This is a genomic window from Kribbella sp. DT2 (assembly GCF_049844575.1).
In the GTDB taxonomy this organism is placed as follows: Bacteria; Actinomycetota; Actinomycetes; order Propionibacteriales; family Kribbellaceae; genus Kribbella.
Genome location: NZ_JBNCLH010000001.1, coordinates 1,657,230 through 1,669,992 on the forward strand (window position 1 = coordinate 1,657,230; position 12,763 = coordinate 1,669,992).

Consider the following 12,763-nt stretch of genomic DNA (forward strand, 5'->3'; position numbering starts at 1 on the left):
CTGGACATGACGATCGACGCCACGATGGTCGGCCGGAGCTACACGGCCGCCGAGACCTACCAGGTCGGCCGGGAGAAGATCCAGGAGTTCGCCGCCGCCATCGGTGACACCAACCCGGCGTACGCCGGTGACGACGCGGTGGCACCGCCGACGTTCGCGTTCGTGCTGAGCGCGCCCGCCCTCGACCTGCTGCTGGCCGACCCCGACCTCGGGCTGCGGCTGGACCGGACCGTGCACGGCGCGCAGAAGTTCAACTACGTCCGCCCGATCAAGGCCGGTGACGAGGTGGGCGCCACGGCGACCATCACCACCGTGCGCAAGGCAGGTGACGTCGAGGTGATCATGTACGAGACCGTCCTGACCAGCGGCGACGGCGAGCAGCTCGTCACCTCGACCGCCACCGTCACGCACAACCGGGCGGACTCATGAATGCCGTTGAAGCAGGTTTCGAGCTGCCGGCGCTGACCGTCACCTTCCGGCGCGAGGACCTGATCCGGTACGCCGGCGCCGGCGGCGACTTCAACCCGATCCACTGGAGCGACCGGATGGCGGCCGCGCTCGGCCTGCCCGGCGTGATCGCGCACGGCATGCTGACGATGGCCTCGGCCGCGCGGGTCGTGACCGACTGGCTGGAGGACCCGACCGACCTGGTCGAGTACGGCGTCCGCTTCACCAAGCCGATCGTCGTACCGGATGACGACAAGGGCGCCACCGTGACGTTCTCGGCAAAGGTCGACAAGGTCGCCGACGGTCTCGCCGAGATCGACATCACCGCGCTCGCCGGCGAGGAGAAAGTCCTCGGCCGGGCGCGAGCGGTCGTGCGCGTCCGGTGAACACCCAGCAGACGACGGACCTGCGGCTGGCCGACCTGACCACGCTGCGGATCGGTGGACCGGCCGACAAGCTGGTCGAGGTGACGACGGAGGCCGAGCTGGTCGACGCCGTCCGGACGGCGGACGCGGCCAAGGAGCCGGTCCTGCTGCTCAGCGGTGGCAGCAACGTGGTGATCGGCGACGAGGGCTTCCGCGGCACGGTCGTGAAGATCGCGACCAAGGGCGTCAAGGTCGACGCCGACGCGTGCTCCGGCGCGATGATCCACCTGCAGGCCGGCGAGGACTGGGACGCCGTCGTCCAGCGCGCGATCGCCGAGGAGTGGGTCGGCCTGGAGTCGATGTCCGGCATCCCGGGCCTGACCGGGTCGACGCCGGTCCAGAACGTCGGCGCGTACGGCCACGAGGTGTCGGAGTCGATCGCGTCGGTCCGCGTCTGGGACCGCGTCGACAACGAGCTCCGCACGATCTTCGCCGCCGACTGCGGCTTCGCCTACCGCACCTCCCGCTTCAAGGCCGACCCCAGCCGGTACGTCGTGCTGGAGGTCGCCTTCCAGCTGAAGCTCGGCAACCTGTCCGCCCCGATCGAGTACGCCGAGCTCGCCCGCGTCCTCGACGTGGAGCCCGGTGCGCGCGCCCCCATGACGGCGGTCCGCGAGGCCGTGCTCGGTCTGCGCGGCAGCAAGGGCATGGTCCTCGACGCCGAGGACCACGACACGTGGAGCGCGGGGTCGTTCTTCACGAACCCGCTGCTCGACGCCACTGCCGACGTACCGGCTGGTGCGCCGCAGTGGCCTCAGCCCGACGGCCGCGTCAAGACCAGCGCCGCCTGGCTGATCGAGCACGCCGGCATCTCCAAGGGCTTCGCGATCGGCAACGCCGCGGTCTCCTCGAAGCACACCTTGGCCCTCACCAACCAGGGCAACGCGACGGCGAAGGAGCTCCTGGCCCTGGCCGCCCACGTGCGGGCCCAGGTCCAGCACGCCTTCAGCATCACGCTCGTGAACGAGCCGGTTCTGGTGAACTGCTCGCTCTGACCGCTGGGATTCGGTACCGACCGACAGGAAGTGTCTCCAGTTCGGCCGCTCCGGGCTGCTACCACCCGCCTGCGAGATCCGGCTGGCGGGCAGACATCCTGTCGCTCGGTACCTTGTGGACAACGCAGCGCACGGGACCGGCAGATTCGGCACCATTCCCTGGATGGAATCTGCTGGCGAGGCGCTGCTCCGCTTGGGCGGCTGGGCAACCGCGGCCGATCTGATCGCGGTGACCTCGCGGAAGACTGTGGCGAGAGCGCTGGATCGAGGGGAGGTCGCGCGCCTTGCCCGCGGCGTTTACGTCCTGCCCGGCTACTCGGCCGACATGCTCACCGCACTGGCCTACGACGGAGTCCTCTCGCACGTCAGCGCTGCGGCCGCCTGGAATCTCCCGCTGCTGGCAACTCCGCCGAAGCCTCACATCATGCTCCCGCCGAAGCGACGCCCGCGGCCTGGTCCGCCGGCTGTCCTGCACTGGGCGCCGACCTCGGCTGACGAGCGCCGGGCAAGGACTACTTCCTTGCCCCGGACTGTGCTCGACTGCGCCCGCGTCCTCCCCTACTCGGAAGGCCTGGCTGTCGCAGACGCCGCGCTCGCCGGCGGAACCCTGGGAGCAGAGGAGCTCCTCACGGCCGCCACTTCCTTGCGCGGCCCCGGCTGCCCGAAGGCACATCGTGTCGCCGCCTCGGCCACCGCGCTGTCCGGCAGCTTCCTCGAGTCGATGCTCCGGGCGCTCCTGATCACGGAGGAGATCGACGGGTTCGAGCCGCAGGTGTTGGTGACGGCCGGGGCCTTCCGCGCGCGCGTGGATCTCGGGCATCGGCATGCGCAGATCGCGCTGGAGGCTGACGGCTTCGAGTTCCACGGATCACGCCGTGACTTCGCCGCCGACTGCAGGCGGTACGACGAGTTGGTGGCCGCCGGGTGGCTGGTGCTGCGGATCACCTACGAACAGGTCCTCGGTGATCCTGGCTGGGTGGTCGCGACGATCCGTCGCGCGATGACACGGCCTCGATCGACGACTGGGCGATGAAGGCGCCGACCAGGACCCAGGGCCGCCGAGCACTGCGTACGCCGGCCGTGCCGCGCAGAACCAACGCCAGCGGGACCAGCAGCACCGCAGCCCCCAGCAACCGCAGCCACGCCGCCTGCTGCGGCGACACCCCCACACCGATCAACGCCTTGGCAAACGGCCCCGACCCACCCGAGGTGGGCGCAGCAACGACAGCAAACCCCAGCCCCGCCGGCTCGGCCCCGCTCTGTCCGGTCGTCGCACTAGCACTCGTCTGCATGTCCCACCTCCTCCTGGGACTCTCTCAACGATCCGCCGGGCTCGCCTCGGAATTCAGCGAGGTTCCGCCGCCGAACGGGGTCAGTGCTAGGCGCCCGAGGTGATGCGCTCGGGCGTCAGCGCGAGCACGACCCGATCGGGGTCGACCGGCCGGTCACCGGGGTCCTGGCCGGGCAGGTATCGCGCGAACAGCCGCGCCGACAGCTCCGCGTGACCGTCTTCCTCCTCGTGCGCCACGCCGGTTGCGACGACGTACGTGAGCGACTCCGGGTCGTTGACGATGAGCGACAGCTGCGGGTCCTCGCTGAACAGCCGGTACTTCAGCCGGGTCCGCAGCGTGGACAGCCGGAACGTCGTACCGTCCCACTCGAACCACACGATGCTCAGCTGCGGCGGTCGCCCCGGCCTGTTGAACCCGACCACCGCGTGCAGCGGCTTGGCGAGCGTGGCCTCGATCTCAGGTGTTGTCTGCATTGGGTCTCCTCAGAAGTCAGCCGACGATGATAGCCAACAGTGCGATCGCGCTGGACAGGGCGACGCCGACGATACTGGCGAGCGTGCCGACGGCGGGCCAGTCGGGGGAGGGGCGGGACCGCACCAGGCGGCCGTCCAGGATGAGTCGGTTGCTGAGGGCAAGCCACAGCCCGCCCGCGACCGCGCCGACGGGCAGCGGCAGCATGATCCAGGCCAGCGAGTCGTGGTCGGGGGACATGCTGACAGCCCGTACGACGTACGCGACGACGAGCGCGACCACCGCCGTGGGGACGGCGATCGCGAGGGCCGCGGCCCAGGGCTTGTCGGCGACGGCGGTGGTGAACCCGCGGTGCCCGCGGCAGAGCTCCCGGGCGTACGTGTCCCAGGCCTCGGCCCGCTCCCGTGCCTCGCCGGTACCGCTCCACTGGATCCGTCCCGTGCACCGCCGGCCGCGCCGCCCTGGGCGGAACAGGAAGGTGAGACTGCTGCCGTCGGCGTACAGGGCTCGGCCCTCGACCGTCGACATGTCCGCCGGCCGCTGCACGCCCAGCAGGTCGTGGGCGGCACAGGTCGTCTGGCCTCCGCCGCGCCAGACGATCTCGACTCCATGGAAGACGCTCCCTCCGCTGGGCGCCGTGGCCGGCAGGTAGGTGCCGTCCTCCAGGAACCGGAACAGTCTGCTGAGCTCGGCCAGACTGAAACTGAGCGAGGGGATGCAGTACTCGCCGGCGGGGATCTCCGGTGGCAGTTCGCTGTCGTGCGGTGCCACCAGGGTCCGCGGCCGCTGCCCTCTGCGGTCCTCCCACTTGACCGTCATGCGTGGACACCGCCGCTCAGCGCGTTGATCCGCGCGAGGACGACGGCGACCTCGGCGGGGGCGTAGTGCCGGCGGGTCCGCGGGAGCGCGTCGATCGCGGTCCACACGTCGTACCAGCCGGACAGCTCCCGCTCGGAGGCGCCGCATGCGACCAGGTAGGCACTGGCCAGCTCCCACGTAGGCAGCGTGCGACCGCTCGCGGCGCGCACCAGGTTGGTGTGGGAGTAGTGCGCGCCGGCCGCCAGTTCGCGGTAGGTCCGTCCGGTCGCGGCGCGCCGCCGCCGAAGCCCTGCGGCGAAGGCCTTCAACGGTGAGCCGTCGTCACACACCAGTTCGTTCTCGACTCGAGGCATGACCTGCGGTGTTCCTTCCAGTCACGGACCGTGCTGTCCGGGGAATGCTGCCAGGGACGAAACTAGTGTCCGTCAGGCGCGCCGGTGAAGTTTCTTTGGTGCGAGTTCGAACTGGCCGGTACATGCATTTCGCAGTGAATCTTCCGATGCGAGAGCCGCTCGAAAGCCCAACCCCACAAAGGGATACCGGTCTGATCAAATATTTGCCGGCGGCCGCGGGGGTGGCCGGTGGCGATGAATTCTTTGCAGAGTTCTGACGCGTCGCCGGTATTTGCCAAGAATTGATAGAGCCGTTGCGCTATGCAACTACAGAGCGTAGTCTGAAAAAGATTTGCATCGAGGGTTGGCAAGACGCGCTGATCTGGATAATGTCTTGCAACAACCACGGTGAGGGGTTGGTGTGAGGATGCGGAACGAGTTGTCCCGGCGTGGGTTTCTCGCTGGAGTGGGTGCGGTGGCGGCCGCCGCGGCGGGGTGTTCGCCGGGTGGTGGGTCCAAGTCGAGCGTGCTGCAGGTCTGGGGTGGCGTGCCGGCGGCCTCCGGGCCGCAGAAGGTGGTGGACGCGTTCCAGGCGAAGTTCCCGCAGTACAAGGTGAACTACACGCGGTTCGTCAACGACGACCGCGGCAACCTGAAGCTCGACACCGCCCTGCAGGGCGGGATCGACATCGACGTGTACTTCACCTACGCGCAGGAGAACCTCGCGCTCAGAGCCGGGTCCGGACTGGCGGCGGACCTGACCGAGCGGGTACGGGCCGACCCCGAGCTGAAGGTGTTCCTGGACACCGACCAGCCGCGCGCGTTTCTCGACAACGGCCGGATCAAGGCGCTGGCGACCGCGCGGGAGCCGTACTTCGTGCTGTTCAACGAGAAGCTCCGCGAGCAGGCCGGCGTCGAGCTCCCGCACGCGTGGACGATCGAGGACTACCGCGCGACGGCCAAGAAGCTGACCACCGCGCGGACCTTCGGCTGCTACACGATCCCCGACGTCCCGCGGATCAAGCTCGGACCGAACTACTGGTACGACGGCGACCGCTCGAACTTCGGCGACCCGCACTTCGAGCAGGCGTTCGCGCTCGGCCGCGAGATGATCGCCGACGGAACCGCCTTCCCCTGGCGCGAGGTGCTCGCCCGCCACCTCGACGCCTACCAGCAGAACTCGTTCCTGACCCAGGAGTTCCATCTGTGGTCGACCGCGCCGTTCAACCTGCGCTACCTGTACGACGCCAAGTTGTACCCGCACGACTTCAAGGTCGCCTTCGCGCCGCCGCCCACCGTCGACGGTGGTGACTGGAACGGCGGCTCGTACAACAACTTCGTGATGGTCAACCCGAAGTCCCCGAAGGCCGACGCGGCCTGGGAGTTCGTGAAGTTCTGGCTGACGCAGGGCTCCGGCCCGATGCTGGCCGGCGGCAAGCTGCCCACGCTCGGCAACGTCACCGACGACCAGATGATCACCGGCGTGCTCGGCAAGGAGCCGGACAAGTACTTCGACGTCGACTCGTTCCGCCGGGTCGTGCTCGGCGCCGAGCCGAAGCTGGCCACCGACACCCGGCTGGCCGGCTTCCCCGAGATCAGCCTCGCCCACGGACAGCAGCGCGACCTGTGCTGGCTCGGCGAGAAGGACCCCGGCCCCGCGATCCGTGACGTCCGGCGCCTCGCCGACGCCGCGATCGCCCGTACCGAGAGGAGCTCGTGATGACCACGGCCACTGTCGCCGCGGCGCCCGCGGTCCGCACCGAGAAGCAGCCCGGGATCAAGCCGCGCGGCTGGATCGGCTTCCTGTTCATCGCCCCCAACCTGCTCGGGGTGATCGCGTTCACGCTGATCCCGCTGATCAGCGTGATCCTGCTGGCCTTCACCGACTGGAACCTGGTCTCCGGCTTCGGCGGCATCAGCTTCGCCGGCCTGGACAACTTCGTCGCCATCGCCAAGGACCCCGGCTTCTGGAACGCCGTCGGCCTGACCGCCGTGTACGTCGGGGTGAGCGTGCCGCTGACCGTCGTACTGGGGCTGGCGCTCGGCATCGCGCTGAACCGGCCGTTGCCCGGTCGCGCGATCCTGCGGGCGATCTTCTTCCTGCCGTACATCGTCAACACGGTCGCGATCGGCATGACCTGGCTGATGCTGATGAACCCGAAGGCCGGCCTGGTCAACCAGGTGCTCGGCGTCTTCGGCCTCGAGCCCGGCTGGTTCGCCTCGTCGCACTGGGCGCTGCCGGCGCTGATCGTGATGGCCGTCTGGGGCGGCGTCGGGTACTGCTCGCTGATCTACCTGTCCGCGCTGCAGGACGCACCGAAGCAGCTGTACGAGGCGGCCGACATCGACGGCGCCGGGGTGTGGGCGAAGTTCCGCACGATCACCTGGCCGTCGTTGCTGCCGACAACGGTCTTCCTGCTGGTCACGCTGATCATCGGGGCGTCGCAGGGGTTCGGCCTGATCGCGCTGATCACGGCCGGCGGTCCGGGCGACGCGACCACGACGATCTCGTACTACATGTACCAGACCGGCTTCCAGTTCTACCGGTTCGGCTACGCCTCGGCGATCGGCCTGGTGACGTTCGTCGGCGTACTGGTGCTGACGCTGCTGACCTGGCGCGCCCAGCGAGGGAGGGCACTTCATGAGTAAGAAGTGGCTGTGGGGGATTCCCTTGTGGATCCTGGCGCTGGCCTTCCTGGCGCCGTTCGCCTGGATGATCTCGACCGCGCTGAAGGCCGACATCGACGCGTACAAGATCCCGATGCAGTGGATCCCGGACCCGTTCCAGTGGGACAACTTCAAGACCGTGCTGGTCGGTGAGACCTCGGTGCTGCCGGCGTTCGGACGGTCCGTCTTCGTCGCCGTCCTGCGCGTCGCGGGCGAGCTGCTGACCGCGACGATGGCCGGCTACGCCTTCGCCCGGATGACGTTCAAGGGCCGCGACAAGCTGTTCCTGCTCTACCTGGCGACCGCGATCATCCCGGCCCAGCTGCTGCTCGTGCCGCGGTTCATCTACTTCCAGAAGCTCGGCCTGTACGACACGCTGTGGGCGCTGATCCTGCCCGGGATGTTCACCGTGCTCGGCACGTTCCTGATGCGCCAGTTCTTCGTCGCCCAGCCGGCCGAGTTCGCCGAGGCGGCCCGGATGGACGGCGCGAACGAGTGGCAGATCTTCCGCCGGATCTACCTGCCGCTGGCCACGCCGGTGCTCAGCGCGCTCGGCATCCTCGCGTTCGTCTGGTCCTGGAACGACTACGAGACGCCGCTGGTGCTGATCAGCAGCCCGGAGAACTTCACCTTGCCGCTCGGGCTGACGGATTTCGTGGACGAGCAGGGTGCGATCGCGCCCGGCCTGACGATGGCCGCCTCGGTGGTCTCGATCGTGCCGGTGCTGCTGGTCTTCGTCCTGCTGCAACGCCGCTTCATCGCCGCGATGACCCATACCGGAATCAAGTGATCAGGGAGTCTTTGGTGAACGTCTCAGGTGTCTTTTCGGACCTCGCGCAGGTCGGCGACTTCGGCCCGCCGCGCAGTGAGCTCGGCGTCGGCTCGCTGATGCCGTGGAACGGAAAGCTCTACGTCCAGAACTACAACTCGCACAAGGCGGCCAGCGGGGGAGGGGTCAGCCTGCGCCGGATCGACCCGGACTTCTCGATGGAGATCGTGCCCGAGACGCTCGGTGTCGACGGCACGTACACGAACCGGTTCGTGCACTTCCCGACGTCGCAGCTGGTGCTCGGCCCGCACGTGATCGACCGCGAGCACAAGATCACCACGATCCCGGAGCTGACGCCGCACCGCGTCTGCGGGACGTCGCGGCACCTGACCAAGCCCGACACGCACGTGTACGTGCTGGCGATGGAGGGTGAGGCCTTCGAGCTCGACCTCACGACGTACGAGTGTGTGCAGGTCTTCGACCTCAACGACGAGCTCGGCACCGACGGTGAGATGAAGGTGCACTACAAGGACTGCTACACCAGCTTCGGCCGGCTCGTGGTCTGCTCCAACGAGTACGAGGAGGCCGACTGGGACGGGCGCCAGGCGCGCGGACGGCTGGCCGAGTACGACGGCCGCGAGTGGCGGATCCTGGCCCGCAAGCCGTTCACCGCGATCGGCGGGCGGCACGAGTTCGGCGGGACCATCTTCGCCTCCGGCTGGGACCAGGCGTCGGCGATCCTCGAGGTCTTCACCGAGGCGGACGGCAAGTGGACCCGGTACCGGCTGCCGAAGGCGTCGCACACCTTCGACCACAAGTGGCAGACCGAGTGGCCGCGGATCCGCGAGGTCGAGCACGAGCGGCTGATGCTGGACCACCACGGCATGTTCTACGAGCTGTCACCGTGGGCGTACGGCGGCAGGATCTGGGGCGTGCGGCCGATCTCGACGCACCTGTGGGTGCTCGGGGACTTCTGCTCGTGGCGCGGGATGTTCGTCGCGGGGGCTGACAACGCGTCGCCGAGTCATGGGCTGAACCCGACGACGGCGGAACCGCAGTCGGGGTTGTGGTTCGGCAAGACCGACGACCTGTGGAACTTCGGCAAACCCGCTGGTTGGGGTGGTCCTTGGTGGGAGACGCCGGTTTCCGCGGGGGTGCCGTCGGATCCGTACCTGATGACCGGGTTCGACAACAAGTGCCTGCACCTGGAGAACCTGGGGACGTCGACGATGACCGTGACGCTGGAGATCGACTTCCACGGGCACGGGCGGTTCGGGGCGTCGTCCTCGTTCACGGTCGAGCCGGGAGCCGTGCACACGCACGTGTTCCCGCCGGGGTTCAGCGCGCACTGGGTCCGCGTCGTCAGCGACACCGACGGGATCGCGAGTGCCCAGTTCGTCTATACGTGATGATCGCTGGATGGGAAACGACGTGGACAGAGCTGGAACCCCGAGCCCGCTGCAGCTGGCGAAACGCGCGCTGCCCGACCTGAACGGCGCGATGCTGCGGGTCGCCGAGCAGCTGCTGGCGAACCCGGACGACGTCGCGCGCGGGTCGATCACCAAGCTGGCCGAGGCCGCGCAGACCTCGGCCGCGACGGTGACACGGCTGTCCACGCACCTCGGGTTCGCCGGGTACCCGGCGCTTCGGGCCGCGCTCGCGATGGAGATCGGGCGCGGCATGGAGGCCGGCTGGGCCAGTGACATCGGGCTGGCGATCGGCCCGGCGGACCCGCCCGAGCAGGTGCTCAACGTGCTCGCCTCGACGCAGGCGAACGCGTTGCGCAACGCGCTCTCGTCGATCGACCTGAACGCCGCGACCCGGGTCGCGGACGCGATCGCGGGCGCCCGTCGTACGCACATCTACGGCGAGTGGGGCGACGCGATCCCGGCCCGCGAGCTGTACATCCGGTTGCTGCGGATCGGCATCCCGGTCTGGTTCTTCGACGGCCCCCAGTCGGCGCAGATCGCCGGCGGGCTGCTCGGGCCCGGTGATGTCGGGCTCGTCGTGACCCGGTCAGGGACCGATGGGACGACGCTCGATTTCGTACGCCGCGTGACCGCCCAGGGTGCGCTGTCGGTCGCGATCACCGGCGTGGTCTCCTCGCCGGTCGGTGAGATCGCCGACGTCACCTTCGACACCGGTACGCCGGTCGGCGGCACCTGGACCGAGTTCTTCGCCGGGCGCGCCAGCGACACGTTGACCGCCGGGCTGCTGTTCGTCCTGGTCGCGCAGCGCGTGCCCGACCACCTCACCGCCAACCACCCGAACGGGCCGGGTCAGCCCGTCGTACACCCCGACACCTGAGAGGTTCCTGCATGCAGCAGCTCGACGTTCGTACCGATCTGACCGTCGTCGGTGGAGGTCTTGCCGGAGTCTGTGCCGCGATCGCCGCCGCCCGGCAGGGCCGTACGGTCGCACTCGTGCAGAACCGCCCGGTGCTCGGCGGCAACTCCTCCAGCGAGGTGCGCGTCTGGGTCTGCGGCGCGACCGCGCACGGCGTCCAGCACTTCGCGCGCGAGACCGGGATCATGGGCGAGCTGTTCGTCGAGAACCAGTACCGCAACCCGCAGGGCAACCCGTACTACTGGGACCTCGTCGTGCTCGAGGCCGTTCGGGCCGAGCCGAACATCCGGTTGTTTCTCAACACCGACGTCAGGACGCTCGACGCCGCCGACGGTGAGATCCGCTCGGTGACCGGCTGGCAGATGGGCTCGGAGAAGGAGATCACCTTCCACAGCCCGGCGTACGCCGACTGCTCCGGCGACGGGCTGATCGGGTTCCTGGCCGGTGCCGAGTTCCGCACCGGGCGCGAGCCGCGGTCGGCGTACGACGAGTCGTGGGCGCCGGAGGTGCCCGACGACAACACGCTCGGCAGCACGATCCTCTTCTACACCAAGGACGCGGGCGAGCCGGTGCGGTTCGTGCCGCCGTCGTTCGCGCGCGACATCACCGAGACGTCGATCCCGGAACGGCGGATCATCCGGACCGATGCCTACGGGTGTGCGTACTGGTGGATCGAGTGGGGCGGGTCGCTCGACGTCGTCGACGACAACGAGGCGATCCGGGACGAGCTGCAGGCGGCGGTGTACGGGATCTGGGACCACATCAAGAACTCGGGCCGTTTTGAGGCCGACAATCTGACGCTGGAGTGGATCGGGGCGGTGCCGGGGAAGCGGGAGTACCGGCGGTTCGTCGGCGACCACGTGCTCACGCAGCACGACGTACTGGAGCAGCGTCTCTTCGACGACCGGGTGGCCTTTGGCGGATGGTCGATCGATCTGCACCCGCCCGGTGGGATGTACGCGACCGAGCGCGGGTCGAAGCACTGGCATCCCGACGGGAACTACCACATCCCGCTGCGCTCGCTGTACTCGCGCAACGTGCGGAACCTGTGGATGGCCGGCCGCAACATCTCCGCGAGCCACGTAGCCTTCGGTACGACGCGCGTGATGGCCACCTGCGCGGTCCTCGGCGAGGCTGTCGGAGTTGCTGCTGCTGTTGCTCTTGGCAACGACCTGACGCCGCGGTCGTTAGCTGTTGAGCATTTCGATCTGGTCCGCAACGCCCTGCACCGCGCCGACGCGTCCGTCCTCGGCGTCGCCGACGCCGACCCTGCCAACCTCGTTCTGACGGCGACCGCTTCGGCCTCGTCCACCCTGCGCCGCCTGGCCGTGGAAGTCTCCGACGGCTCGTTTGCTCTCGACGAGGACCTGGCGATGGTCCTCCCCGTCGATCCTTCTCTGGGCGGCCTGGAGTTCCTCCTCGACGCCGCCGAGGACACCACTCTGGTTGTTGAACTCCACGACCCCCTGAAGCCGCAGAACTACCTGCCCCTGGCTCTGCTCTCTTCCTGCGAGGTCCCTGTGCCCGCCGGCGAGAAGCGCTGGGTCTCGGTCCCTCTCTCCTGGCACCCCTCAGCGCCCGGCAATGCGGTCGTGGTCCTGAAGCGCAATCCGTCGGTCGCCGTCCACACCGCGGCCACGGCTCTCCCCGGCACCCTCTGCTTCTCGCACCGGGACCCCGCCCCCGACGAGCAGTACACCGAACAGTTCCGCTCCTGGAAACACATCCTCCCGCGCGCCGGCCTCTGCTACCGCGCCGGCGACTCCGACGCCTACTCCCCGTCGAAGGTCATCGGCGGCTACTCCCGCCCGTACGGCGGCCCCAACCTCTGGTCCTCCGAAGACCTCGCCTGGGACTCCGCACCGGCGATCACCCTCACCTGGCCGTCACCGGTCGAGGTCACCGAGGTAGTAGTCGTCCTGGACGACAACGTGGAGGAAGACCTCATCAACCTCCACCACCACCGCACGCCGTACGAGGTGCTCCCGACGCTCCTCCACACCTACACCCTCGAAACCCGCACCCCCAACGGCGAATGGCGCCCCCTGACCACCATCACGTCCAACCACCACCGCCTCCACCGCCACGCCCTCTCTACTCCCACCCGCGTCTCCGCCCTCCGCCTAACCACCCCCACCACCAACGGCTCCCCAAGAGCCCACGTGGTCTCCATCCGCGCGTACTAGCCTGCCCGGCTGCG

At 68.8% G+C, this 12,763-nt stretch carries 13 protein-coding genes; 10 read left to right on the forward strand and 3 right to left on the reverse strand.

The genetic code is table 11. The features are described 5' to 3' along the window. Window positions 1-6 precede the first annotated feature (6 nt). The 4 genes from ACLQ2O_RS07905 (at window position 7) to ACLQ2O_RS07920 (ending at window position 2,900) form a co-directional block, all read left to right on the forward strand. Window positions 7-429 (forward strand): FAS1-like dehydratase domain-containing protein, encoded by a 423-nt coding sequence (locus ACLQ2O_RS07905; RefSeq protein WP_425828728.1) that lies wholly within the window; start codon window positions 7-9, stop codon window positions 427-429. Beyond that, window positions 426-833, forward strand: coding sequence for a MaoC/PaaZ C-terminal domain-containing protein (locus ACLQ2O_RS07910; protein WP_425828730.1), 408 nt, complete (start codon window positions 426-428; stop codon window positions 831-833). Before ACLQ2O_RS07905 ends, ACLQ2O_RS07910 begins: the two co-directional genes overlap by 4 nt. Next, window positions 830-1,867, forward strand: coding sequence for a UDP-N-acetylmuramate dehydrogenase (locus tag ACLQ2O_RS07915; protein ID WP_425828732.1), 1,038 nt, complete (start codon window positions 830-832; stop codon window positions 1,865-1,867). Before ACLQ2O_RS07910 ends, ACLQ2O_RS07915 begins: the two co-directional genes overlap by 4 nt. 163 nt (window positions 1,868-2,030) lie before the next feature. Next, on the forward strand, window positions 2,031-2,900 hold the full coding sequence (locus tag ACLQ2O_RS07920) for a type IV toxin-antitoxin system AbiEi family antitoxin domain-containing protein (protein ID WP_425828734.1): 870 nt from the start codon (window positions 2,031-2,033) through the stop codon (window positions 2,898-2,900). A gap of 345 nt (window positions 2,901-3,245) precedes the next feature. On the opposite strand, the gene ACLQ2O_RS07925 is transcribed toward ACLQ2O_RS07920, so the two are convergent. Genes ACLQ2O_RS07925 through ACLQ2O_RS07935 form a run of 3 tightly spaced genes read right to left on the reverse strand, consistent with a single transcriptional unit; the run spans window position 3,246 to window position 4,802 of the window. Next, window positions 3,246-3,632 (reverse strand): pyridoxamine 5'-phosphate oxidase family protein, encoded by a 387-nt coding sequence (locus ACLQ2O_RS07925; protein WP_425828736.1) that lies wholly within the window; start codon window positions 3,630-3,632, stop codon window positions 3,246-3,248. Window positions 3,633-3,648: 16 nt separating this feature from the next. Continuing rightward, window positions 3,649-4,449 carry a hypothetical protein gene (locus ACLQ2O_RS07930; RefSeq protein ID WP_425828737.1) on the reverse strand — a complete coding sequence of 267 codons (801 nt, stop codon included), beginning with the start codon at window positions 4,447-4,449 and terminating at the stop codon, window positions 3,649-3,651. After that, a complete protein-coding gene (locus ACLQ2O_RS07935; RefSeq protein WP_425828739.1) occupies window positions 4,446-4,802 on the reverse strand; it encodes a helix-turn-helix domain-containing protein in 357 nt (118 codons plus the stop codon). The genes ACLQ2O_RS07930 and ACLQ2O_RS07935 overlap by 4 nt, the downstream gene beginning before the upstream one ends. 406 nt (window positions 4,803-5,208) lie before the next feature. Between ACLQ2O_RS07935 and ACLQ2O_RS07940 the strand changes: the two genes are divergently transcribed. The 6 genes from ACLQ2O_RS07940 to ACLQ2O_RS07965 are packed head-to-tail and all read left to right on the forward strand — an operon-like array spanning window position 5,209 to window position 12,749. Continuing rightward, entirely contained in the window at window positions 5,209-6,501 is a 1,293-nt protein-coding gene (locus ACLQ2O_RS07940) for an ABC transporter substrate-binding protein (RefSeq protein WP_425828741.1), read from the forward strand. Next, entirely contained in the window at window positions 6,501-7,430 is a 930-nt protein-coding gene (locus tag ACLQ2O_RS07945) for a carbohydrate ABC transporter permease (protein ID WP_425828743.1), read from the forward strand. Before ACLQ2O_RS07940 ends, ACLQ2O_RS07945 begins: the two co-directional genes overlap by 1 nt. Continuing rightward, the gene (locus ACLQ2O_RS07950; RefSeq protein ID WP_425828745.1) at window positions 7,423-8,238 is read left to right on the forward strand and encodes a carbohydrate ABC transporter permease; all 816 of its coding nucleotides are present in this window, start codon (window positions 7,423-7,425) and stop codon (window positions 8,236-8,238) included. The genes ACLQ2O_RS07945 and ACLQ2O_RS07950 overlap by 8 nt, the downstream gene beginning before the upstream one ends. Before the next feature lie 14 nt (window positions 8,239-8,252). Continuing rightward, window positions 8,253-9,626, forward strand: coding sequence for a hypothetical protein (locus tag ACLQ2O_RS07955; RefSeq protein ID WP_425828747.1), 1,374 nt, complete (start codon window positions 8,253-8,255; stop codon window positions 9,624-9,626). Between the two features lie 10 nt (window positions 9,627-9,636). Next, window positions 9,637-10,524, forward strand: a complete 888-nt coding sequence (locus tag ACLQ2O_RS07960; protein ID WP_425828749.1) for a MurR/RpiR family transcriptional regulator — start codon at window positions 9,637-9,639, stop codon at window positions 10,522-10,524. Between the two features lie 11 nt (window positions 10,525-10,535). Then, window positions 10,536-12,749 (forward strand): FAD-dependent oxidoreductase, encoded by a 2,214-nt coding sequence (locus ACLQ2O_RS07965; protein ID WP_425828751.1) that lies wholly within the window; start codon window positions 10,536-10,538, stop codon window positions 12,747-12,749. Window positions 12,750-12,763: the final 14 nt, after the last annotated feature.